This window comes from Streptomyces klenkii (genome assembly GCF_003626645.1).
Taxonomy (GTDB): Bacteria; Actinomycetota; Actinomycetes; order Streptomycetales; family Streptomycetaceae; genus Streptomyces; species Streptomyces klenkii.
In genome coordinates, this window is the sequence record NZ_RBAM01000002.1 from 303238 (window position 1) to 326764 (window position 23527).

Annotated in this window: 19 protein-coding genes and 1 riboswitch; of the genes, 9 read left to right on the top strand and 10 right to left on the bottom strand. The window is 73.4% G+C overall.

Translation table 11 applies throughout. The annotated features are described in order from the left end of the window. Positions 1–29: 29 nt before the first annotated feature. Positions 30–130, bottom strand: a riboswitch (adenosylcobalamin-variant (AdoCbl-variant) riboswitch). Between the two features lie 284 nt (positions 131–414). The 3 genes from mctP to D7231_RS04735 all read right to left on the bottom strand — a co-directional run bounded on the left by mctP (position 415) and on the right by D7231_RS04735 (position 3999). Then, on the bottom strand, positions 415–2049 hold the full coding sequence (gene mctP, locus D7231_RS04725; protein ID WP_120753653.1) for a monocarboxylate uptake permease MctP: 1635 nt from the start codon (positions 2047–2049) through the stop codon (positions 415–417). Beyond that, on the bottom strand, positions 2046–2306 hold the full coding sequence (locus D7231_RS04730; protein WP_120753654.1) for a DUF3311 domain-containing protein: 261 nt from the start codon (positions 2304–2306) through the stop codon (positions 2046–2048). The genes mctP and D7231_RS04730 overlap by 4 nt, the downstream gene beginning before the upstream one ends. A gap of 148 nt (positions 2307–2454) precedes the next feature. Further along, a complete protein-coding gene (locus tag D7231_RS04735; RefSeq protein WP_120753655.1) occupies positions 2455–3999 on the bottom strand; it encodes a glycoside hydrolase family 3 protein in 1545 nt (514 codons plus the stop codon). 204 nt (positions 4000–4203) lie between these two features. Here D7231_RS04735 and D7231_RS04740 point away from each other — a divergent pair, with 204 nt between their 5' ends. The 4 genes from D7231_RS04740 (at position 4204) to D7231_RS04755 (ending at position 8593) form a co-directional block, all read left to right on the top strand. Beyond that, positions 4204–5208: a zinc-dependent alcohol dehydrogenase gene (locus tag D7231_RS04740; protein ID WP_120753656.1), complete on the top strand. Its 1005-nt coding sequence runs from the start codon at positions 4204–4206 to the stop codon at positions 5206–5208. After that, positions 5205–6107 (top strand): Gfo/Idh/MocA family protein, encoded by a 903-nt coding sequence (locus tag D7231_RS04745; protein WP_120753657.1) that lies wholly within the window; start codon positions 5205–5207, stop codon positions 6105–6107. Before D7231_RS04740 ends, D7231_RS04745 begins: the two co-directional genes overlap by 4 nt. Positions 6108–6419: 312 nt before the next feature. After that, positions 6420–7028, top strand: a complete 609-nt coding sequence (locus D7231_RS04750; RefSeq protein ID WP_120753658.1) for a carbonic anhydrase — start codon at positions 6420–6422, stop codon at positions 7026–7028. 56 nt (positions 7029–7084) lie between these two features. Beyond that, positions 7085–8593, top strand: coding sequence for a SulP family inorganic anion transporter (locus D7231_RS04755; RefSeq protein ID WP_120753659.1), 1509 nt, complete (start codon positions 7085–7087; stop codon positions 8591–8593). A gap of 49 nt (positions 8594–8642) precedes the next feature. On the opposite strand, the gene D7231_RS04760 is transcribed toward D7231_RS04755, so the two are convergent. The 6 genes from D7231_RS04760 to D7231_RS04785 all read right to left on the bottom strand — a co-directional run bounded on the left by D7231_RS04760 (position 8643) and on the right by D7231_RS04785 (position 16221). Next, positions 8643–9512 (bottom strand): phytanoyl-CoA dioxygenase family protein, encoded by an 870-nt coding sequence (locus D7231_RS04760; protein ID WP_120753660.1) that lies wholly within the window; start codon positions 9510–9512, stop codon positions 8643–8645. Next, positions 9512–10618: a phenylacetate--CoA ligase family protein gene (locus D7231_RS04765; protein WP_241999571.1), complete on the bottom strand. Its 1107-nt coding sequence runs from the start codon at positions 10616–10618 to the stop codon at positions 9512–9514. Before D7231_RS04765 ends, D7231_RS04760 begins: the two co-directional genes overlap by 1 nt. Then, a complete protein-coding gene (locus D7231_RS04770) occupies positions 10615–11886 on the bottom strand; it encodes an aldehyde dehydrogenase family protein (RefSeq protein ID WP_147449686.1) in 1272 nt (423 codons plus the stop codon). The genes D7231_RS04765 and D7231_RS04770 overlap by 4 nt, the downstream gene beginning before the upstream one ends. Beyond that, complete coding sequence (locus D7231_RS04775; RefSeq protein WP_120753662.1) at positions 11883–14081, bottom strand: DegT/DnrJ/EryC1/StrS family aminotransferase; 2199 nt, start codon at positions 14079–14081, stop codon at positions 11883–11885. Before D7231_RS04775 ends, D7231_RS04770 begins: the two co-directional genes overlap by 4 nt. A gap of 31 nt (positions 14082–14112) precedes the next feature. Further along, entirely contained in the window at positions 14113–15318 is a 1206-nt protein-coding gene (locus D7231_RS04780; RefSeq protein WP_120753663.1) for a radical SAM protein, read from the bottom strand. 135 nt (positions 15319–15453) lie between these two features. Beyond that, the gene (locus tag D7231_RS04785) at positions 15454–16221 is read right to left on the bottom strand and encodes a GntR family transcriptional regulator (RefSeq protein ID WP_120753664.1); all 768 of its coding nucleotides are present in this window, start codon (positions 16219–16221) and stop codon (positions 15454–15456) included. A 241-nt stretch (positions 16222–16462) separates the two neighbouring features. On the opposite strand from D7231_RS04785, the gene D7231_RS04790 reads away from it, so the two are divergent. The 4 genes from D7231_RS04790 (at position 16463) to D7231_RS04805 (ending at position 21198) form a co-directional block, all read left to right on the top strand. Next, positions 16463–17731 carry an extracellular solute-binding protein gene (locus D7231_RS04790; RefSeq protein ID WP_120753665.1) on the top strand — a complete coding sequence of 423 codons (1269 nt, stop codon included), beginning with the start codon at positions 16463–16465 and terminating at the stop codon, positions 17729–17731. Positions 17732–17877: 146 nt separating this feature from the next. Then, complete coding sequence (locus tag D7231_RS04795) at positions 17878–18861, top strand: carbohydrate ABC transporter permease (protein ID WP_120753666.1); 984 nt, start codon at positions 17878–17880, stop codon at positions 18859–18861. Next, complete coding sequence (locus tag D7231_RS04800) at positions 18858–19688, top strand: carbohydrate ABC transporter permease (RefSeq protein WP_120753667.1); 831 nt, start codon at positions 18858–18860, stop codon at positions 19686–19688. Before D7231_RS04795 ends, D7231_RS04800 begins: the two co-directional genes overlap by 4 nt. Before the next feature lie 10 nt (positions 19689–19698). After that, the gene (locus tag D7231_RS04805; protein WP_120753668.1) at positions 19699–21198 is read left to right on the top strand and encodes a glycoside hydrolase family 3 protein; all 1500 of its coding nucleotides are present in this window, start codon (positions 19699–19701) and stop codon (positions 21196–21198) included. Between the two features lie 208 nt (positions 21199–21406). Here the strand turns inward: D7231_RS04805 and nagB are convergent, their stop codons facing one another. Next, complete coding sequence (gene nagB, locus D7231_RS04810; protein WP_120753669.1) at positions 21407–22192, bottom strand: glucosamine-6-phosphate deaminase; 786 nt, start codon at positions 22190–22192, stop codon at positions 21407–21409. 175 nt (positions 22193–22367) lie between these two features. On the opposite strand from nagB, the gene D7231_RS04815 reads away from it, so the two are divergent. Continuing rightward, positions 22368–23447: an SIS domain-containing protein gene (locus tag D7231_RS04815; protein ID WP_120753990.1), complete on the top strand. Its 1080-nt coding sequence runs from the start codon at positions 22368–22370 to the stop codon at positions 23445–23447. Positions 23448–23527 lie beyond the last annotated feature (80 nt).

Consider the following 23527-nt stretch of genomic DNA (forward strand, 5'->3'; position numbering starts at 1 on the left):
GAGCCCAGGGCAGGCTCGGTGGAGGGCGGCTGCCGGCAGGTACTCGGACTCCTGCATGCGCGGCTTAACGGCATACATGCACCGTTGCGGGACAGTTCCGGATTTCCACCGGATTCCCCTGCGACGACAGCGAGGACGAGCATACATCTAGTGCCGCCCCTCGCACGCGCCCCCACATGTTGTGTCGCGCGGTAAGCGCATAGGTCGGAATGTGTTATCAGGCCCCGGTGTTGAGGGTGGGATCGCAGGTCACGTGCGGGCCGCTCCCGGGCCTTCCACGGGCCGTTCCCAGGCCCTCCGCGGGGCGGTGCCGGGCCTCCGGCGCCGGGCGCAGCGAAGGGCCGCCACGCCCCCTCCAGGGGGACGCGGCGGCCCGGTCGGCCCGGCGGGCCCGGAGGCCCGCCGGAGGTCGTTCTAGTGCCCGCCAGGGACCCCCGCGGTGGCCGGCGGGAGCTCCTCCTGGACTCCGGGGTCGCCCGCGTCCGCGGTGTAGTCGGCGGCCGTGGTCTCGTCCACGCCCTCCGGCGCGCCGAGCGCCTTCAGGACGATGGTCAGGACGATGACGACGATCACATTGAGCACGAAGGCGGTGAGCCCGATATAACCCTTTTCTCCAATAAGGGGGATGAGGTTGGTATTGCCGAAATGTGCCTGGGTGGCGCTCGGCGTGTCGTACGCCTTCCAGGTGCCGTAGCCCATCCCCGCCGCCCAGCCGGCCAGCAGGGCCCAGCGGTGGAACCAGCGGGTGAAGAGCCCGCCCACCAGCGCCGGGACCGTTTGCAGGATCCAGATGCCGCCGAGCAGCTGGAAATTGATGGCGACCGTTTTGTCCATGGTCAGGACGAAGACGAGCGCGCCGACCTTCACCAGCAGCGAGGCGAGCTTGGAGACCTTCGCCTCGTGCGCGGGCGAGGCGTCCGGCTTGATGAAGTCCTTGTAGATGTTGCGGGTGAAAAGGTTCGCGGCGGCGATCGACATGATCGCGGCCGGCACCAGCGCGCCGATCCCGATCGCCGCGAAGGCCACCCCCGTGAACCAGTCCGGGAACATGTTCTCGAACAGCTGGGGGATCGCGAGCTGGCCGTTCTGCACCTTGATCCCCGCGGCGATGGCCATGAAGCCGAGCATCGCGAGCAGACCCAGCATCAGGGAGTACAGCGGCAGGATCGTCGTATTGCGGCGGATGACGTTGCGGCCTTTGCCGGAGAGAACGGCCGTCACCGAGTGCGGGTAGAGGAAGAGCGCCATCGCCGAGCCGAGCGCGAGCGTCGCGTACGACCACTGCGCGTCCGGCCCGCTCACCAGCGCGCCGCGCGGCTTGCCCGTCTCCGGGTTCTTCACCGCGAACGCTTCGCCCGCCTTCGCGAAGATGTGGTCGAAACCGCCCAGCTTGATGGGGATGTAGATGATCGCCACGATGATCACGATGTAGATCAGCGCGTCCTTGACGAAGGCGATCAGCGCGGGCGCCCGCAGCCCGGAGGAGTACGTGTACGCCGCGAGCACGCCGAACGCGATCAGCAGCGGCAGGTCCTTCATGAACCAGTTCGAGCCGCCGCCCACGCCCAGCACGTCCAGCACCGCCTGGATGCCGACGAGCTGGAGCGCGATGTACGGCATCGTCGCGAGGATGCCCGTGAGCGCGAGGGCGAGCGAGAGCCCCTTGGAGCCGAACCGGCCGCGGACGAAGTCCGACGACGTCACGTAGCCGTGCTTGTGGGCGACCGACCACAGGCGGGGCAGGAAGGTGAAGACCAGGGGGTAGCAGAGGATCGTGTACGGGACCGCGAAGAAGCCGGCCGCGCCGCCCGCGTAGATCGCCGCCGGGACGGCCACGAAGGTGTACGCGGTGTAGAGGTCGCCGCCGAGCAGGAACCAGGTGATCCAGGTGCCGAAGGACCGGCCGCCCAGCCCCCACTCGTCGAGGTTGGCCATTTCGTCGGCGGTCCCCGCCCGCCGCCACCGGGAGGCGACGAACCCCATCACCGTGACGACCAGGAAGAAGAAGATGAAGACGGCGAGTGCCACGCCGTTCACGCCGTCCTTCACCGCTGCTCACCCGCCTTGCGGGCGCGCTCGTGGCGCCGCACGATCACGTACGCGATCACCGTCAGCAGCGTCGAGACCGGCACCCACAGCATCTGGTACCAGTAGAAGAACGGGATGCCTATGAAGGCCGGGCCGGTCCGGGCGTAGGAGGCGACCCACAGCATCGCGGCGAAGGGAAGCGCCAGGCACAGTCCCGCCACGGCCAGGGGCGCGGTGACGACCGCCCTCCTGCTGCCGCCCTCCGGTGGTTCCGTCATGGTGCCGACTCCCCCCTGTGTGATCACTGCGTGATGCGCAGGAAATCTAGGCGAGGGGGCCGCCGGGAGTCACCCCCCGTCCGCATATCGGTATGACAACGTCACGAGATGCCGGGACGGGGACGACACGAGCGCCGGCCCGGCGGTTTCACGAGCCGGAGAAGTGGGAACTTCCGGCGAGCAGTTCGGCCGCGGCCTGTCCCGAGACGCGGGTCGCCCCGTGCGTCGCGAGGTGCACGGCGCCCGGCGAGCGCGGGCCGGGGACGCCCATCTCGACCACGACGGCGTCGGGCCGCGCGCCCAGCAGCCGGTCGAGGGCGGCGGCCATCCACGGGTGGCGGGCGGCGTCGCGCACCACGGCGACGAGCGGCTTGCCGGCGGCGGGGGCGAGCACCTCGCGCTCCAGGACGCCCGCGTCGGCGGCGAGTTCGTCCTGGGTGAGGCGCACGGAGGTGGCGCCGGGGCGCAGTTCGCGCAGCGGGGCTGCCACGCCCCACGGGGTCCGCCGGTCGATGGCCAGGGTCGAGGCGGGGGCGAACTCGGCCACGTGCGGGTCGGCCGGCAGCGGCAGGGCGCCGTCCGCGCCGCCCACGACCCGCATGGCGCGGCGGGCGGCGACCAGCCCGATGCCGGAGGACCCGGCCGCGGCGCCCGGGGAGTCCTCCGCGTGCGCCCGGAAGCGCTCCCCCGACCAGGCGGCGAACTCCGCGACCCGCGCGGCCGCCCCGGCCAGCCGCTCCTCGGCCAGGACGCCGTCCCGCACGGCCGAGGCCAGCGCGGCAGTCAGCAGCTCGGTGTGCGCCTCGGCCGCGTGCTCGCCGCCGACGCACACCGCGTCCGCCCCTCCAGCCACGGCCCGTACGCTCGCGCCGTCGATCCCGTAGCGCGCCGTGACCGCCTTCATCTCGATGCCGTCGGTGACGACGAGGCCGGTGAAGCCCAGCCGTCCGCGCAGGAGGTCCACCAGGATGCGGGGGCTCAGGGTGGCCGGCAGCTCCGGGTCGAGCGCGGGGACGAGGAGGTGGCCGGTCATCACCACCCTGACGCCGGCTTCGAGGGCGGCGGCGAAGGGCGGCAGGGCGGTCGCGGCGAGCTCCTCGGCGGAGGCGGTGACGCGCGGCAGGTCGAGGTGGGAGTCGACGGCGGTGTCGCCGTGCCCGGGGAAGTGCTTGGCGCACGCCGCGACGCCCGCGGACTGCAAGCCACGCACCCACGCCGCGGTGTGCCGCGCGACCAGCTCCGTACCGGCGCCGAACGACCGTACGCCGATGGTCGGATTGCGCGGGTTGGAGTTGACGTCGGCGCTGGGCGCGTAGTTCAGGGACACGCCGGCCGCGTGGAGCTCGCGGCCGATGTCGCGGGCGACGGACTGGGTCAGGGCGGTGTCGTCGACCGCACCGAGCGCCAGGTTCCCGGGGCGGGAGGCGCCCGTCCAGGCCTCCAGGCGGGTGACGTCCCCGGCTTCCTCGTCGATCGCGATGATCAAATCGGGGTTCTCCGCGCGGAGTTGCGCGGTGAGGCGGGCGACCTGCTCGGGGCCGGCGATGTTGCGGCCGAAGAGGACGACGGACGCGAGCCCGTCCTCGGCGATCCTGCGGCGCACCCAGTCCGGCGCCGTGGTGCCCTCGAAGCCCGGTTGCAGCACCGCGTGGGAGAGCCGGCCGAGTCGATCGCCGCGACCTTGGGAGAGCATGGCGGGTACCTCCTGGTGCGATGCGGTGCGCTGCAATGCAATGCGCTGCGATGCAGTGGCGCCCGGACAGTCGCGATATTGGACTGTACCAATAGGGGTGTCAAGGGCGCACCGAGCTTCTGAGCTGTTGAAATGCCCTTCCGTTTGTGGTGAGTTGAGGATCTCTTGTGAACGCCGGGACACCCGAGGCATAAGGAGATCGCCTTGCGCCGCTACGCACTCGTGGGCCGCCGCGATATCCGGCTCTCCGACGACGCGCCCGTGCCGGCCCCCGGGCCCGGCGAGGTCCTCGTCCGCGTCGCCGCCTGCACGGTCTGCAACCGCAGCGACCTCGCCTACTACCACTATTACGGGCTGCGCGAGCACTGCGCGCAGGGCTGCTTCGGGCACGAGATCTCCGGCACGGTCGCGGACACCGGCCCCGGCGCCACCCGGTTCACCACCGGGCGGCGCGTCTTCGTCCGCACGCCGCTGACCACCGGATTCGCCGAATACGCCCTCGCCCGGGAGGTCTGCGTCGGCGCGCTCCCCGACCACGTCCCCTTCGAGCAGGGCGCCATCCTGCAACTGCTGCCGCTGGCGGTGCACGCCACGCGCGGCGTCCGCCTCGGCGACCGCGTGGCGATCGCCGGGCAGGGGCCGGTCGGGCTGATGGCACTCCTGGCCGCTGCCGCGCGCGGCGCCTCGCGCATCACCGTGATGGACCTCGACGCGTGGCGGCTGGAGCGCTCGCGGCTGCTGGGCGCGGACGAGTGCCGGCGCGTGGACGGCAGCGCGGCCGCCCTGCTGGAAGCGGGCGAGGGCGCCTTCGACGTGGCCGTCGACGCCGTCGGCACGCCCACGACACTGGAGGCGTGCGTGGGGCTGGTGCGGCAGAACGGCCTCGTGGTTCTGCTGGGCACGCACCACATCGACACGCGGGTCGGCATCGACCTGGTGACCTGGGAGAGGAAGGGCCTGCGCGCGCACAGTTCGGCCGAGCCGCACGACGCCGCCCGCGCGGAGGCCATGGCCGTCGCCGAGCGCCTGGCCGCCGACCGCACCGGCCGCCTGCACCTCGACGACCTCCTCACCCACGTCCTGCCGCTGGCCGAACTCCCCCGCGCCGTCCGCCTGCTGTCGGCCAGCCGCTCCCTCTACCCGGACGCCGGGCCCGCCCCGTACGCCGGCCCACCACCGAAGGTCCTCAAGGTGGCGGTGCGGCCGTGAGGTGGGCGGTCGCCGGCTACGGCGACGTCGTGCGGCGCCGCGTGCTGCCCGCCCTGCGCGCCCTGGGCGAGGAGCCGGTCTACGTCTGGGGCCGGGACGCGGGCCGCGCCGCCCGCACGGCCGCGGAGTTCGGGGTGCCCGCGGGCGGCGACGACCCGGCCCGGCTGACGGCCGCCGACGCGGTCTACGTGGCGACGCCCGTCGCCGGCCACGTGCCGGTCGCGCTCCACGCGCTGCGGGCGGGCTGCCACGTCCTGGTCGAGAAGCCGCTGGCGGGCGCGCTCGGCGGCGGGGGCGCGCTGGCGGAGGCGGCGGCCGCGGCGGGGCTGTGCGCCGGAGTGGCGTATTACCGCAGGCTGGGGCCCGCGGCGCGGCAGTTGCGCGAGGCGCTCACGGCGGGCGCGCCCGCGCGCGTGCAGCTCACGTTCTGCACCCCCTTCGACCCGGCGCCGGACGACCCCAAGCTCTGGCGCACGGACCCGGCCGTGGCGGGCGGCGGCGTGCTCGCCGACGCGGGCAGCCACCGCCTGGACCTGCTGCTGTCGGTGCTGGGGCCGCCCGTACGGGTGGGCGCGCGGTTCGGCCGCAGGTTCCCCGCCGGGGCCGAGCGGCGCGCCCACGTGACGCTGGGCTGGGCCTCGGGCACGTCGGCGGAGTGCCGGTTCGCCTGGGTCGGCGGGGCCGAGCGGGACCGGATCGACGTCACCGCCGGAGGCCGCTTCCTGACGCTGGACCCGCTCGACGCGGGGCTCGCCCCCGAGCCGCACGTACCGCTGATCGCCGACTTCACGGCGGCGGTACGGGAGGGCAGGGCGCCCGTCTGCCCGGTCGCGGACGCCGTGCTCGTGGACGACATCGTGACGACGGCTTGCTGGGCGGCACGGTTCCGGAATGGGTAGTACGAGTTCCGTAATAATTCGTGCACAGGTCCGGAACAGGTAAAGCAGTGTTACCGGGGAAAGCCGTGAACTGCGCCCCTTCGCGCCCCAAGTGACCCGGTCAGTCCGTAATTTACGGAAAATTTAAGCTGTCACACGTAGGTAATGTGCGGGTAAATTAAATGTCGCGGCAGCCGTGCAGACTCGATGGGAACGGCACGGCATGCCCGGCATGAACGCATGCATCAACGCGTGCATGAACGCCTGACCGAATGCTTGATCCGACCACACCGCGCCCCGCGTACGCAGCGGAGGGCGCAGGAGGCAGACCAAATGCAGACACTCATCGACAACGCCCGTTCGTTCGCCACGCACGTCGCTCAACACGCGGACGCCTTCCGGGCCTTCGAATCCGGCCAGAGCCCCGAAGTCCTCTTCGTCACCTGCTCCGACTCCCGCGTCATCCCCTCCCTCATCACCGGCGCCCGCCCCGGCGAGCTCTTCGAGCTGCGCACCGCGGGCAACATCGTCCCCGAGTACCACAGCGGGCACCCCGCCGGAGAGACGGCCACCATCGAATACGCGGTGCGCGTGCTGGGCGTCCGCGACATCGTGGTGTGCGGCCACTCCCACTGCGGCGCGGTGAGCGCGCTCGTGCGGGGCGACGACCTCTCCGCCGCCCCGGCCGTACGGGGCTGGCTCGACCACGCCGCGCCGGGCCCCGTGCGGGGGGCCGCGCCGGACGCACCGGCGGATCTCGCCGCGCCCGTGCAGCAGCACGCCGTGGCCCAGTTGGAGCGGCTGCGCGCCTACCCCTGCGTACGGGAACGCCTCGGCGAGGGCACCCTGTCCCTCCACGCCTGGTACTACGAAGTGCACACCGGGGCCGTCAGCGCGCACCGCCCCGAGCGCGGCGGCCGAGCGCCGTTCGGGCCCCTGTGACGCGGCCTGCGCCCCACGTTCCCCGACCGCACCACGAGGAAGAACCCTCATCCGCCATGCACGCAACCCTCAGAACCTTCGCGTCCCTCAAGAGCGCCGCCGCGGTGCGGCGTGAGGTGCTCGCCTCCCTCGTCGTCTTCCTGGTGGCCCTGCCCCTGTGCGTGGGCGTGGCCGTCGCCTCCGGGGTGCCCGCCGAACTCGGCCTGATCACCGGCATCGTCGGCGGCCTGGTCGTGGGCGCCCTGCCCGGCAGCAGCCTTCAGGTCAGCGGGCCCGCCGCCGGCCTGACGGTGCTCGTCTACGAGGCCGTCCAGCAGTTCGGGCTCGGCGCGCTCGGGGCGCTCGTCCTGGCCGCCGGCCTGGTCCAACTCGCCCTCGGCGCACTGGGCTTCGGACGGTGGTTCCGCGCCATCTCCGTCGCCGTCGTCCAGGGCATGCTCACCGGCATCGGGCTCGTCCTGCTCCTCGGCCAGCTCTACACCATGGCCGGGCGCAAGGCCCCCGGCTCCGGCCCCGCGAAGATCGCCGGCCTGCCGGGCCTGCTGTCCGCCGTCGCCACCGACCGCGCGGCGCTCACCGCCTTCGCGGTCGGCGCCGGCACCATCGCCGTCCTGGTGCTGTGGAAGCGGCTCCCGGCGAAGGTGCGGGTCGTCCCGGCTCCCCTCGCGGCGGTCGCGCTGGCCACGGCGGTGACCGTCGCGGCGGGCCTGGACGTGGCCCACGTGGAGGTGCAGGGCCTCGCCGACGCCGTCCGGCCGCCCGGCCTGGACGACCTGGGCGCGCTCGGCAGCGTGGCCGCCCTCGGCACGGTGCTCGCCTTCGCGCTCATCGCCTCGGCGGAGAGCCTGTTCAGCGCGGCGGCCGTCGACCGCATGCACGACGGCCCCCGCACCGACTACGACAAGGAGCTGATGGCCCAGGGCGTGGGCAACACGGTGTGCGGCGCGCTCGGCGCCCTGCCCATGACCGCGGTGATCGTCCGCAGCTCCGCCAACGTCCAGGCGGGGGCGCGCACTTCGCTCTCCCGCATCCTGCACGGCCTGTGGCTGCTGCTCTTCGCGGTGCTGCTGCCGGCCGCGATCGGCGTCATCCCGCTGGCCGCCCTCGCGGGCGTCCTCGTCCACGCGGGCTGCAAGCTCGTCCCCGTCAAGGAGCTCGGCCCCCTGTGGCGCGAGCACCGCGGCGAGGCCGTCGTCCTCGGGGTCACGGCCGTGGCGATCGTCGCGACCAACATGTTCGAGGGCGTGGTGCTCGGCCTGCTGCTCGCCGTCGTGAAGACGGCGTGGGAGACCTCGCACGCCCACGTCGCCACCCGCGAACTGACCGGCGGCAGGCTCGTCGTGACGGTGACCGGCAACGCCACGTTCCTGCGCCTGCCCAAAATCCTGGAGACCCTGGAGTCCCTCCCCAAGGACAAACCCATAGAGCTCGACCTGACCGGCCTCCGGCACCTGGACCACGCGTGCCGCACGGCCCTGGAGAACTGGGCGGAGCGGCACCACGACGCGGGGACGGAGCCGGTGCTCCTGAGACCGATGGCCGAAAAGGCGGGAATCCCGGCATAGGAATCCCGGGGCGGGAATCCCGTCGTCGTCAGGAAGGCCGGGCGGGGGATCAAAAGCCGTCGTCCCCCGCCCAGTCCCGCAGCCAGCGCGGATCCGCCCGGTCGCCGCGCCGGACGAACCGTACGTCCACGGACAGCCGCATCGCCGCCGTCCGCGTGTCGAGGGACGCGTGGACGATGTGCGGCAGGTGGGCGGTGACGTCGCCCGCCGCGTAGTCCGCCCACAGCCAGCGGCGGCCGAGCGCGCGGGCCGTCCGGGCCAGGTCGTGGCTGATCGGGCGACGGTCGTGCGGGCGGTCCGCGCCGGCGCGGAGGGAGGCGTACGAGGCGGGGGAGAGGGCGTGCGAGCCCTCCAGGTAGACCAGTCCGCCGGTGGCGGGCGGGCAGTCGCCGAGCGGGATCCACAGCGTGAGCACCCGGTCCGTGCCGCGGTCCAGGTAGGCGCGGTCGGTGTGGGCGCGCGAGGCGGTCCGCGCGCCGCGGTGGAAGTGGCGCAGGATGCGGCGCGGCAGCATCACGGCCGGGCCGCCCAGCAGGGCGCCGGCCACGGCCGTGAGGGCGGGGGACGCCAGGAACCGGCGAAACGTCTCCGAGCGGACGAACGCGTACGCCGGGTGGCCCGGGACGCCGTGGGGCGGGAGCCCCGGCGGCACCCGGCCGGAGAAGACGCCCTCCCGGGGCGCGGTCCCGGGGGCGAGCAGGACGGGGTCGCACGCCGCGAAGTACGCCTCCCGCAGCCGCAGGACCTCGGCCCGGGCCAGCATCCCGCGCAGGTACAGGCACCCCTCCGCCGCCAGCCGCTCCCGCGCCGCGTCCGGGCGGCCGAGCAGGTGCGCGCCGTCCCGCATAGGCCCGGGGGCGAACAGGGTGCGGTCGGAGAGGTCGAGGGGCAGGCCCTGGGACGAGACGACCGGCGGCATCAGTACACGCCTTCGACCTCGTCGCCCTGATCCTCCCGCCCTTCCCCTTCTTCCCCCTCTTTACGCCACGGTCTGACGTCCGCCACGCCGTCCCACGGGAACCACGGGTGCGGCCCGGTGCGCACCGCGCTGTCCCGCTCCAGGAGGTTCGGCAGGAACAGGTCCTCCAGGAGCGTCGTGGCGCGCACCCGCCCGCGCTCGCCCACCGCGACCTCCCGCCACGGGTCCGCCGGATCGGTCACCGTCAGCACGGCGAACGGCGGCGGGAGGTGGTACGAGCGCGACGACGAGCCCACCGGCTCGGCTTGCAGGGCGTGGCCGACGAGCGTGTTGCCGTAGGTGTCGATCCACTGCACGCCGGTCAACTGCTCCTCGCGCAGGTACTCCGCCTCCGCCGGCGTGCACGACGTGCCGCCCGTGCACACGGCGCGCAGCCCGTAGGCGCTCAGCGGCTCCGGCAGCCGCATGGCGAGCGCGAGCAGCAGCCGCGACGTGGTGAACAGCAGCGTGGGCCGCTCGGCGGTCAGCAGGGTCTCCGTCTGGGCTACGAGGTGGGCCGTGTACGCGTCCGCCTCGCCGCGGGCGCGCAGCTCGGCCTTGACCCAGCGCGGGTCGAAGTCCACGGCGAAGACCGCGCCGTGCCAGCTGTCGGCCAGGCCCTCCACGAAGTGGCCGTACGCGTGCGGCCCGCCCGGCGTCATCGCCAGGACGTCGCCGCCCGCGACGCCGCGCGCCTCCAGCAGCGTGCGGTAGATCCGTACGTCCGCGTCCAGCCGGGAGACGTTGACGACCCGGCACGGCGGCCCCGTCGTGCCGCCCGTCTCGAACACCCGGAACGGCCGTCCGCGGTAGCCGCGCGGCAGCAGGTCCCGGGCGCTCGCCCGGCGCAGCTCCTCCTTGTCGAACAGGCCGAAGAGCCTCAGGTCGGCGAAGCCGCCGACGTCGTACAGCGGGTCGAAGCCCAGGCCCGCGCGGCGGCCGAGCCAGAACGGCGAACCGGTCGCGGGGGAGAAGTGCCAGCGCATCATCCGCCGGGTCCACTCGTCCAGGCCGGTCCGGAGCTCCGGCACCCGGTCGCACATCGCCTCGAAGAGGACCCCCGTCACAGCGCGCCTCCCCGCGGCCGGTGGACGAACGACGAACCCGCGGCGACGGCCGCGGCTCCGGCGGGTGACGCGGCCAGCACCGCGACGAAGGGGAACGGCACCTCCCGGCCGACCAGCGGGTGGCCGGGGCCCGCCCCCGCCCCCAGCAGGGCGAGCGCGGGCAGCGCGTACTCCGCGCCGCCGGTGCCGCGGGCGGCAGGAGGCCGCCGCGTGAGCATCCGGTCGCCCGGCCCCAGCCCCTCGCGCAGCCGCCGCGCGCACCGGCCGGCCTCGCCGGGCACCCGGAAGGCCGCGAGCGGCAGCCGGTCGTCCACGGGCTCGGTGCGGATGGCGTCCAGGGCGGCGGCGAGGCACCGGGCGACGCCGCAGGCGAGGGCCCGGGTAGCAGCGTGCGCCTCCTCCGCGCCCCTCCCCGTGCTCACCTCCTCCTCGCTCACACACACCACCGTGCGGACGTTGCTACAGAACCTTCCGCCGTCCCCCGCCACCAGCGGCAGCAGCCACTCCACCGCGCCTGCCGGGTCCGTGCCGGGCGGGAGGAGCGCGCAGCCGCGGCCCGGGCCGCGTACGTGCAGCCGGTCCGAGGCTCCGGTGCGTACGGCGGTACGCACGGCCGCCGACAGCCCCGCGCCCCCGTAGACGGTCTGCCGGTCCGTCAGGCCGACCAGGGTGCGCAAGGCGGACTGCTCGGTGGGGTAGAAGCCCAGCCGCTCCGGCGGCCAGCCCGCCTCCAGCAGGGCGGCGACCATACGCGCCGCGGACAGGGGCTCCCGGCGGCTGGGCCGGACCCACACGGCCGCGCTGCGGGCGGCCTCGGCGAGCACCGACTCCAGGCAGGTGAACGTGTTGCCGGGCAGGGACACCAGGGCGAGCGCTCCGTCGGGCTCCTCCACGGCATACGGGGTAGCCGCGCGCAGCAGACCGCACCAGCGGTCCGTGAGCGCGGCCGGTATCCCGGCGGTCTCCCACAGCGCCGTACGGAAGTCCGCCGCGCTCTGCTCGCCGAGCCCGCCGACGGTCACCGTGCCGCGGTCTAAGAGGCCGAGCGCGGTGCCGATCAGCTTGCGCCGGGCGGCCGGCGGAAGGCTCCCGGCGGGCGGCTCGTACCGGCGCCGGTCCGCGACCGCCACGGCCTCCGGGACGAGCGACAAGGAGAGCCGCCCGGAGTGGCCTGGGAGGGCCACGGTGTCCGCAGAAGGCTGCCAGGTGCCCCGCCGGAAGGCCCGCACCTGCACCGCGCTCCGGTGCGTTCGCGTCGCCCCCGTCATGACAGCTCGCTCCGCAGCGCCGCCGCCACCCGGAACTGCTCGGCCTCCGTCAGCGACGGGTACAGCGGCAGAGCCACGTGCCGCCCGGCGAACCAGCGCGCCCGGAGGAAGGCCACCGGGTCCCCGCCGCCCCCGGCGCCTGCCGCGCCGCCCCGGAAGAACGGCTGGTCGCACAGCAGCGTGTCGTAGACCTCCCCGGCCGCCGCGACGCCGTGCCGCTCGCGCAGGCGCGCCTTGAACGCGGCCCGGTCGACGCCGTCGTCCAGATAGGCGAGGTACTTGTAGAAGTTGCTGCCCGACGCCTTCGGGACCGGGAACGGCCGCAGGCCGCCCATGCCCGCCAGGAGCTCGTCGTAGCGGGCGGCCGCGGCGCGCCGCGCGGCCAGCGCCGTGCCGAAGCGCTCCAGGTCGACCGTGCCGACGGCCGCGGGCAGTTCGCCCATCCGCCAGTTCCCGCCGGGCCGGTCATGCCGCCCCGGGTCCGCGGCCGAGCGGCCGTGGTCGCGCCAGCACCGGGCTGCCTCCATGTCGCCGGCGCGCGCACCGGTCAGCAGGCCGCCCTCGCCGCTGGTGGCCACCTTCGTCGGGAAGAACGAGAACGCCCCGAACCGGCCGAAGGCCCCCGCCGCCCGCCCGTCCAGCGTGCTGCCGAACGCGTGCGCCGCGTCCTCCAGCACCGGGACACCGCGCTCGCGGCACTCCTCCAGCAGCGCCTCCAGCGCGGGCGAGACGACGCCGCCGATGTGGACGGGCACCACGGCGGCGACGTCCCGCTCGCCGTCCAGGGCCCGCCGCAGCGCCTCCGGGTCCATGCCCAGCCCGTCGAGTTCGATGTCCACGAAGCGCACCCGCGCCCCGGCCCGTACGGCCGCGGCCGCCGTCGCGAAGAAGGTGTTGACCGGGGTGAGGACGGTGCGCCCTGCGACGTCCAGGATGCGCAGCGCGATCTCCAGGGCGGCCGTGCCCGAGCTGACGGCGACGGCCTCCCGGCCACCGGTCCAGGTGCGCGCCAGCGCCTCGAAGCGGGCCGCTTCCGGACCCTGGGTGAGGACGCCGGAGGCGAGGGCGGCGTCCACGCGGTCGGTGACCGTACGGCGCTCGTCCGCGGTGAAGCGGACGCGCTGGGCGGGCACGGGGGCCGCGGAGGCCGCCGGGGACGCGCAGGGGCCGGCGAGCGAGCGGGAGAAGAAGGCGGCGGCGCGGTCCCGGTCGGTGCCGTGGCCGAGGTCCAGCTCCAGGACCTCCAGCCGGTCCGCGGCGCCCGCACCGGCGTACGCGCGGCGCACCGCGGCCGCGGCCTCGCGCGCGTCCGCCGGGTCGAGGAACGGGTCCCGCAGCCCGTACTGGAGCTGCAAGGGAGCGGGGGCGAGCGCCCCGTAGAGCTCCGGCAGGTCGGCGTACTCCAGGATGCCCGGCAGGGCGGCGCCCTCGAAGCCGGTCAGCAGCCGGGCGAACAGGGCGGGGTAGCTGCCGAGGTGGCCCGCCGCGCACACCGGCAGCGGCTCCGGCGCGAGCAGCGCCGTGTGCAGCGCGACGGCCGCGCCGAGGCTGTGCCCGAACAGCCCGGTGCGGCCGGCCGCGGCCCGGGGGTGGCCGCGGAGCCAGCCCAGGGCGGCGAGGGCGTCGCCCAGGAGGGCGCCCAGCAGTGAGTGGCCGCGCAGGGCGAAGGCGTGCGCGAGGACGGTGCCCTCGTCGCGCCCGGCGAGGCGGTCCGCGTCCAGGCCGCCGTCGATGCCGTGGTCGAGGGCGAGGGTGAGGAAGCCCGCGCGGGCGAGGTGCGCGGCGACGTCGCGGTCGGGGTGGTCGGGCGGCTCCGCGCCGGTCAGCTGGTCCAGCCGGGCGTTCCTGCCGCCGAGGACGAGCACGGCGGGCAGGGGGCCGGTGCCGGCGGGGGCGAGCACCGCGGCACGGAACCTGCCCCGGGCCGGGCTGTCGAACAGCAGCCGCTCCCGTACAAAACCGTCACTCTCCTCCGGAGGGCCGTCCGGAGCCGCCGCCAGGGTGTCCTGCCCGGCCCGGGCGAGCCGTTCCACGACGGCCCGCACGCGCCGCGACCAGTCGGCGGACGGGCCGGCGGACAGGCCGGTGGGCGGGCCGGCGGACGCGGCAGTCCCGGACGTTCCGGCACCCGCCCCCGGGGCGGGACCCAGCGCGCGCTCGACGGAGAGAAGCTGACGTAAACGATGGATCTGCATGGAGCCCTTCGCAGTACGCGGGGGTACGTCGTCAGACGAAGTCGGCGTGCAGGGTGGAGGGCACCTCCAGCGCGTACGCGCCGAGGGCGTCGTCAAGTTTGACCTGTCCGCCCCGCAGGAGCTCCAGGAGCTCGTTCTGCGGCCGGTAGAAGCAGGACTTGCACAGGTCCGTCCGGAGCGGGTTGGAGGCCTCCCACTCCGCCCGCGGCCCGCCGTCCAGCACGCCCGCATACCCGTCCTCGATCACGTTGCCGATGCGGTAGCGGCTGTTGAGATGGACCTGCGGGCAGGGGTAGAGGTGCCCGTCCGCGCCGACGGCGGTCACGAAGCGGCTGTAGTGACAGCGCTCGAAGTCGCCCTCCACGGCCTCCACCCGGTCCATCGGGCCGCGGTCGAGCTTGGGCACGGAGACCTCGAAGCCCGGGGCGGCCAGCTCCGCAGCCCCGGCCAGGGCGGCCGTGATCTCGTCCATCACCGGCTCGATCGTCCGGTGGCCCAGAGCGGAGTAGAACTCCGGCTCGAAGCGGACGTAGTGCGCCCCGGCCTCCCGGGCGACCCGCGCGGCGGCCACGATCTCGCGGTGGTTCCGCTCGGTGATCACGTAATTGAAGCCGATGCGGAAGTCGGGGTCGATCGCCGACTGCCGCAGCCTGCCGACGTTGTCCAGGAAGGAGGCGAAGGTGTGCTCGCGGTCGCGGGTGATCTCCGCGAAGGTGGCCTCCGTGCCCGCATTGAGGCCGATCCGCACCCACGTGTGCGTGCTGGCCACGCACTCGGCCATCGCGGGCCGCCCCAGCCGGGAGCCGTTGGTGATCAGGCCGATCCGCAGGCCCGCCTCGTGCCCGGCGTCGCAGACGGCCGGATACCCCGGGTGGATCGTGCACTCGCCGCTGCCGCAGAACGTGACCGCGCGGCCCTCATTGGCGGCGAATTCCCGTAACAGGGAAATCGCGTTCTCCGTGGAGATGACGTCCTTGAACGAGAAAAGGTCGTAGAACTGCTCCTCGGCGGGGGAGTGGAAGTTGCAGAATGCGCAGCGCATATTGCAGGCACCCATGATGCCGATGCGCATGTGGACGGGCCGGATCTCCCCGCCCTCGACGAAGCGGCGGAGCAGTTCGCCGTGCGCGAGGACCTTCTGCGGTGAGTGCGCCCGGTCGAGGCTGACCACGGGCAGTCCGGGACGGCTGGTGGGGGCGGCCGCTTCGTAACTCCGCACGGGTGCGGTGTCGTTCATGGAGTTCCTCTCGCACGGCTCTCGCAAGGCCAGAGGTTCGGCGCGGGTGACACTAGGAGCCGCCGTGACGACCGTCAATAGGTCTAGACCCGCGCCGCCGCCCTCCCCCGGACCCCCGGCCCGGGCCGGAGCGCCCTACTCCGTCGGCCGCTGCAAGCGCGCGACGAACTTGTAGCGGTCCCCGCGGTACACCGATCGGACCCATTCCACCGGCTCCCCCTGCGCGTCCAGCGAGTGGCGGGAGAGCATCAGCATCGGCAGGCCCACGTCCGTGCCCAGCAGGCCCGCCTCGCGCGGCGTGGCCAGGGACGTCTCGATCGTCTCCTCCGCCTCCGCGAGCCGGACGTCGTAGACCTCGGCCAGGGCGGTGTAGAGCGAGGTGTACTTCACCAGGCTCCGGCGCAGCGCCGGGAAGCGCTTCGCCGACAGGTGCGTCGTCTCGATGGCCATCGGCTCGCCGCTGGCCAGCCGCAGCCGCTCGATGCGCAGGACGCGGCCGCCGGTGGCGATGTCCAGCAGCTTGGAGAGCCGGTCGTCGGCGGTGACGTAGCCGATGTCCAGGAGCTGGGAGGTCGGCTCCAGGCCCTGGGCGCGCATGTCCTCCGTGTAGGAGGTCAGTTGCAGCGCCTGCGAGACCTTGGGTTTCGCGACGAACGTCCCCTTGCCCTGGATGCGCTCCAGGCGGCCTTCCACGACCAGCTCCTGGAGGGCCTGGCGGACGGTCGTGCGGGAGGTGTCGAACTCCGCCGCCAGGGTGCGCTCCGGCGGTACGGGCGTGCCGGGGGGCATGGTTTCGGTCATGTCCAGCAAATGGCGTTTCAGCCGGTAGTACTTGGGAACGCGCGCGGTCCGCGCGCCGCCCGGCGCGCCGCCGCCCTCGGCCGTACCGCCCTCGGTCGCCATGGCCTGCCTTCCCGACTCCGATCCTGCTGCTGTCACCGGCTCCTCCGTCTGTCGCGGTCACATGGTGGCACGGGCAGAGCCCGAGGGGCCCGGAGACGCCCAGGTCGACCTCGAGGTGTCGGTCCGGTAACGGAGCCGACAGCGACTCTTATACACCCTTGACACCCCAAAAGGTCTAGGCCAAGCTGCGGGCACTGGTCTAAACCATTAAAGACCACATTCGGTCCTTGAGGAGAGTGCTGTGAAGCGAGGGCTCATAGCGGCGACGGGTGTCGCGGCCATGCTGGTGAGTGTTGCTGCCTGTGGGTCCAGCGACAGTGACAAGGGATCGGGCGACGGCGCCAAGGACAAGAGCCTCACCGTCTGGTTCATGGACGGCTCCAACCCTCCGGGCTGGACGAAGGCGGTCCAGGCCGAGTTCGAACAGAAGACCGGCGCGAAGCTCAACGTCCAGGTCCAGAAGTGGGACGGCATCCAGCAGAAGCTGACCACGGCCCTCTCCGAGTCCAGCCCGCCGGACGTCGTCGAGGTCGGCAACACCCAGACCCCCTCCTACGCGCAGACCGGCGGCCTCGCCGAGCTCGGCGACCTGAAGAAGGAGATCGGCGCCGACTGGACCGACTCCCTCAACAAGCCCTCCGTCTTCGAGGGCAAGCAGTACGCCGCCCCGTGGTACGCCGCGAACCGCGTCGTCATCTACAACAAGAAGGTGTGGGCGGACGCGGGCGTCACCGACGTCCCCAAGACCCGCGCCGACTTCTTCAAGGCCCTGGAGGCCATCCAGAAGAAGGGCGAGGCCGAGCCGCTCTACCTGCCCGGCCAGAACTGGTACTTCTTCGACGGCCTGACCATCGGCACCGGCGCCGACCTGGTGAAGAAGGACGGCAAGAAGTGGGTCTCCAACCTCGCCGACCCCAAGGTCGCCAAGGCCATGGAGGTCTACAAGCAGTACCAGGCCTTCAGCAAGGCCCCCAAGGACAAGGACGAGGCCACGCCGCAGCAGGCCGACGTCTTCGCCAAGGGCAGGACCGGCGCCTTCATCGGCATGGGCTGGGAGGCCGCCACCGCCATCAAGGCGAACCCGGCCATCGAGAAGGACCTCGGCTACTTCACCATCCCCGGTGAGACCGCGGACAAGCCCGAGGGCGTCTTCCTCGGCGGCTCCAACCTCGCCGTTGCCGCCGGCAGCAAGAAGCAGGACCTCGCCAAGGAGTTCCTGAAGATCGCACTGTCCGACAAGAACGAGGGCGCGCTGGCCAAGGAGGTCGGCTCGATCCCCAACAAGGACTCCCTGCTGGAGAGCCTGAAGGGCAACGCCGCCGCCGAGGCCGCGGCCCCCGCCGCCAAGGGCGGCGGCACCACCCCGCTGATCCCCGAGTGGGCCGCGGTGGAGAACGCCCCGAACCCGATCAAGGCGTACATGACGGCCGTGCTGAACGGAAAGTCCCCCGAGGAAGCCGCCAAGCAGGTCGAGGCCGACGTCAACAAGCGCCTCAGCCAGAAGCAGTAGCAGCAGCCGATAGCCCGGAAGCAGCAGCCGGCGGCAGCGACCCGGCAGCAGTGACCCGACGGCCGGGCGGGATGCCGTGAGAGACGGCCTCCCGCCCGGCCGCGCACCAACGCAATACCGTTCGACAGGGGAGAAGGCGGACGACGATGTCAGCGCAGATCGAAGAGGCGACGGCCGGCGGGCCCGCCTCCCGGACCGGCAAGGGCACCGCCCCGCCCCCGCCCCGCCGCGGCCCCGGCCGGCTCGCCCAGGGCACGCCGTACCTCCTGATCCTCCCCGCCGCAGCCGTCACGGTGCTGCTGCTCGGCTGGACGCTGCTGAAGAACGGCCTGCTGTCGTTCCAGAACCTCGGCCCGCGCCAGCTCATCCAGCACCTCACCGAGTGGACCGGCACGGACAACTACGCCGAACAGCTCGGCAGCTCCGAGTTCTGGGGCGTCACCGGGCGCTCGGTGGTCTTCACCCTCGCCAACGTCGTCCTCATCATGGCGCTGGGCTGCTTCATCGGCCTGCTCCTCGCCCGCCTCGGCACCGCGCTGCGGCTGCTGCTCTCGCTCGGCCTCGTCCTCGCCTGGGCCATGCCCGTCGTCGCGGCGACCACCGTCTTCCAGTGGCTCTTCGACCAGCGCTTCGGCGTCGTCAACTACGTACTGGACGCGCTCGGCTGGCACTCCATGGCCGGCTACAGCTGGACCAGCGGGCAGTTCTCCACCTTCTTCGTGATCACCGTGCTGATCGTCTGGCAGTCGGTGCCCTTCGTGGCCATCAACCTGTACGCGGCGACCACCACGATCCCCAAGGAGCTCTACGAGGCCGCCTCGCTCGACGGCGCCGGCTCCTGGAAGCAGTTCACCTCGGTGACCTTCCCCTTCCTCAAGCCGTTCTTCCTCGCGACGACGTTCCTCGAAGTCATCTGGATCTTCAAGTCGTTCACCCAGGTCTTCGCGATCAACGAAGGCGGGCCCGACCGGCTCACGGAGACCCTGCCCGTCTACGCCTTCCAGGAAGGCTTCGGCAGCCAGCACTTCGGCATGGGCGCCGCCGTCTCCATCCTGACCATCGTGATCCTGCTGGCCCTGACGGCCTACTACCTGCGCCTGGTGCTCAAGCAAGAGGAGGACGAGCTGTGAGGCGATCGACCCTGGGCCGGGTGTGGCCGGGAGCGACCGCGGTCGTTCTCTTCCTCGCGTTCGTGTTCCCCGTCTACTGGATGTTCAGCACGGCCTTCAAGGCCAACAAGGACATCGTCAGCGAGGACCCCGTCTGGTTCCCCACCAGCCCCACCTTCGAGCACTTCCAGCGGGCGGTGCAGGCGGACGGCTTCTGGACGCTTGTGCGTAACTCCTTCACCGTCACCCTCGTGGCCGTCGCACTGTCGCTGGTGATCGCCCTGCTCGCCTCGTTCGCCGTCGCGCGCATGCGGTTCAAGGGGCGCAAGAGCTTCATCCTGGTGATGATGATGGCGCAGATGGCCCCCTGGGAGGTCATGGCCCTCGCGTACTACATCATCGTCCGGGACGCCGAGATGCTGAACAGCCTCGTGCCCCTGATCGCCATCTACACCGTCATGGTGCTCCCCTTCACCGTCCTGACGCTGCGCGGCTACGTCGCCGCCGTGCCCAAGGAGCTGGAGGAGTCCGCGATGGTCGACGGCTGCACCCGCGCCCAGGCCTTCATCAAGGTGATCTTCCCGCTGCTGGCGCCGGGCCTGATGGCCACCTCGCTCTTCGGCTTCATCACCGTCTGGAACGAGTTCCCCTACGTCCTGATCCTCAACAAGGACGCCTCGGCCCAGACGCTCCCCGTGTGGCTCACCGGATTCCGCACGGCGTTCGGCGACGACTGGGGCGCCACCATGGCCGCCTCCTCGCTCTTCGCCGTGCCCATCCTGATCCTCTTCGTCATCCTCCAGCGCAAGGCAGTCGGCGGCCTCACCTCCGGCGCAGTGAAGGGTTAGCGCTACTCCCATGGACACGCTCACGCGCGACGCCCTCGCCGTCCTCCAGCCCGGCTTCACCGGCACCACCGCCCCCGAGTGGCTGCTGCGCCGGCTCGGCGAAGGGCTCGCCTCCGTCGGCCTCTTCGGCCGCAACATCGCCTCCCCCGAGCAGCTCGCGGCGCTCACCGCCCGGCTGCGCGCCGAACGCGGCGACGTCCTCGTCGCCATCGACGAGGAGGGCGGCGACGTCACCCGGCTGGAGGCGCGCACCGGCTCCTCCTTCCCCGGCAACCTCGCCCTCGGCGCCGTCGACGACACCGGGCTCACCCGGGCCGTCGCCCGCGAGCTCGGCCGGCGGCTCGCCGAGTGCGGCGTCAACCTCAACTGGGCGCCCTCCGCCGACGTCAACTCCGACCCGGACAACCCCGTCATCGGCGTCCGCTCCTTCGGCGCCGACCCGCGGCTCGTCGCCCGGCACACCGCCGCCTACGTCGAGGGCCTCCAGTCCGCGGGCGTCGCCGCCTGCACCAAGCACTTCCCCGGGCACGGCGACACGGCCGTCGACTCCCACCACGACATGCCGCGCATCGACGCCGGCCTCGGCACGCTGCGCGAGCGCGAACTGGTGCCCTTCCGGGCCGCGGTCGCCGCCGGCACCAAGGCCGTCATGAGCGCGCACATCCTGCTGCCCGCGCTCGACCCCGGCCTGCCGGCGACCCTCAGCCCCGCCGCGCTGCACGGGCTGCTGCGGGCGCCCCTCGCCGGCGGCGGCCTCGGCTTCGACGGCCTCATCGTCACCGACGGCATGGAGATGCGGGCCATCTCCGGCACGTACGGGATCGAGCGCGGCAGCGTGCTGGCCCTCGCCGCGGGCGCCGACGCGATCTGCGTCGGCGGCGGGCTGGCCGACGAGGACACCGTGCTGCGGCTGCGCGACGCGCTGGTCGCGGCCGTACGCGCAGGCGAGCTGCCGGAGGAACGGCTCGCCGACGCCGCGGCACGGGTGCGCGCCCTGGCGCGCTGGACCTCGGGGGAGGGCGCGGCCGGCACGGCCGAGGAGGGGACCGCGCCCTCCCCCGAGGTGGGGCTCACCGCGGCGCGGCGCGCCCTGCGGGTGACCGCTTCGCCCGGCTACGAGCCGCTCGCCGGGCCCGCCTACGTGGCCGCGTTCACCCCGCTGGCGAACATCGCCGTCGGCGACGAGACCCCCTGGGGCATCGGCGCCGAACTCGCCCGGCTGCTGCCCGGCACGCGGACCGGCACGTACGGGCCCGACGTCGCCCGCGCCTCCGAGGTGCTCGCCGCCGCGGGCGGCCGGCGGATCGTCGCCGTCGTACGGGACGTGCACCGGCACGGGTGGATGGCGGAGGCGCTCGACGCGCTGCTCGCGGCGCGGCCGGACACGGTCGTGGTGGAGATGGGCCTCAACGCGGCCCCGCCGCGGGGGGCGTTGCACGTGGTGACGCACGGCGCGGCGCGGGTCTGCGGGGTCGCTGCCGCGGAGGCCGTCGCGGGGCCGCGCAACTGACGGCGGTTCCGGCACCGCCGGACTCCCCGGTGGGGGCCGATCGCCGCTGCGGCGGGGGCAGTGCGGGGGCCGTAGCCCCCGGACCCCTCCGGAGGAGGAAACGGCGAAAGGGCGGGAGCGGGGCCCCTTCCCCCCGCCGCAACGGCGCTTAGCCACCGCGGCGGAATCCGGCGGTGCCGGACCCGCCGCGGCGAGGGGATGCGTGGGGCTACAGCCCCTGCCACTCCGGCTTCGCCGCGTACGTGGCGCGGAAGTAGTCCGCGAGCTTCAGCTTGGACGCGGCGGCCTCGTCGACGACGACCGTGGCGTGCGGGTGCAGCTGGAGCGCCGAGGCGGGGACGAGCGCCGAGACCGGGCCCTCGACGGACGCCGCCACGGCGTCGGCCTTGCCCTCGCCCGTGGCGAGCAGCACCAGGTGGCGGGCCTCCAGGATGGTGCCGATGCCCTGGGTGATGACGTGGTGCGGCACCTGCTCGATGTCGCCGTCGAAGAAGCGCGCGTTGTCGACGCGGGTCTGCTCCGTGAGCGTCTTGATGCGCGTGCGGGAGGCGAGCGAGGAGCACGGCTCGTTGAAGCCGATGTGCCCGTCGGTGCCGATGCCGAGCAGCTGGAGGTCCACCCCGCCGGCCGCGGGCAGCGCCCGGTCGTAGGCCTCGCACGCGCCCTGGACGTCCTCGGCGGTGCCGTCGGGGCCTATGAAGGACGCCTCGGTCAGGCCGAGCGGCTCGACGACCTCGCGCAGGACCACCGAGCGGTACGACTCGGGGTGGTCGGCGGGCAGGCCGACGTACTCGTCGAGCTGGCAGATGCGGGCCCGCGAGGCGTCCACCGCGCCGGAGCGGACCTTGGCGGTCAGGGCTTCGTAGACGGGCAGCGGCGTCGAGCCCGTGGCCACGCCGAGCAGGGCGTCGGGCTTGCGGCGCAGGAGGGCGGCCATGGCCTCCGCGATGAGTTCTCCGCCTGCCTTGGCGTCCGGGACGATGACAACTTCCACGCTGGGGCCTGCCGATCTTAAAGAGTGGAGCGGATCGTGTGGTATAGACCAATCTAGCAGAGGGGGGCACTCCGGGAACCCCGCCGGAACCCGCCCCGGACCCCGCTTCCGGCTGGCGGCCGCGCCCCACCCCGTGGTCGACTGGGACTGCATCCCCGTCCGGGAGGTATCCGGCATGAGCGACACGACCGCCGCCCACCACCGCGAGCAGCCGGGCGGGATCATGTCCGCCGAGATGGCCGAACAGCCGGCCGTCCTGCGCCGCATCCTCGACCGGGGCGCTCCCGCGATCGCCGGGACCGCCCGCACCATCGCCGCCCGGGACCCGCGCTTCGTGCTCCTCACGGCCCGCGGCACCTCCGACAACGCCGCCCTCTACGCCAAATACCTCCTCGAAGTGCAGCTCGGGAAGCCCTGCGGCCTGACCTCCATGTCGACCGTCACCGCCTACGGGGCCCGGCCCGACCTGACGGACGTCCTGGCGATCACCATCAGCCAGTCCGGCGGCTCGCCCGACCTGGTCGCCTCCACCAAGGCCGCCCGCGAGGCGGGGGCGATCACCCTCGCGGTCACCAACAACGCCGACTCCCCGCTCGCCGCCGTCTCCGAGCACCACATCGACATCCTGGCCGGCCCCGAGCGGGCCCTGCCCGCCACCAAGACCTACACGGCCTCGCTGCTCACCCTCTACCTCTTCGTCCAGGGCCTGCGCCCGGGCGGCGGTGCCGACAGGGCCGCGGCCGAGGCCCTGCCCGGCCTCGCCCGAGGCATCCTCGACCGTGCCGCCGAGGTCAGACAGCTCGCCGCCCGCTACCGCTTCGCCGAACGGATGGTCCTCACCTCCCGCGGCTACGGCTACCCGACCGCCAAGGAAGCCGCGCTCAAGCTGATGGAGACGAGCTACATCCCCGCCCTCTCCTACTCCGGCGCCGATCTGCTGCACGGCCCGCTCGCCATGGTCGACAACATCTCGCCCGTCATCGCCATCGTCACCGAGGGCCGCGGCGGCGAGGCCCTGCAACCCGTCCTGGAACGGCTGCGCGGCCGGGGCGCGGACCTGATGATCGTCGGCAGCGAGGCGGAGGCCGCCCGGGGCACGGCCGGATTCGCCCTGCCCACGGCCGGGGTCCCCGAGGAGCTGCAACCGATCCTGGAGATCCTCCCCTTGCAGATGCTGGCCTACGAGATCACCGTCGCCCGGGGGCAGGACCCCGACGCGCCCCGCGCCCTCGCGAAGGTCACCGAGACCCGCTGACGCACCGCGCCGGCCCACGGCGGCCGCGGCCCCCGCTCCTCAGTCCCCGCCGGCCGCGGGCCCCCGCTCCTCAGCCGCCG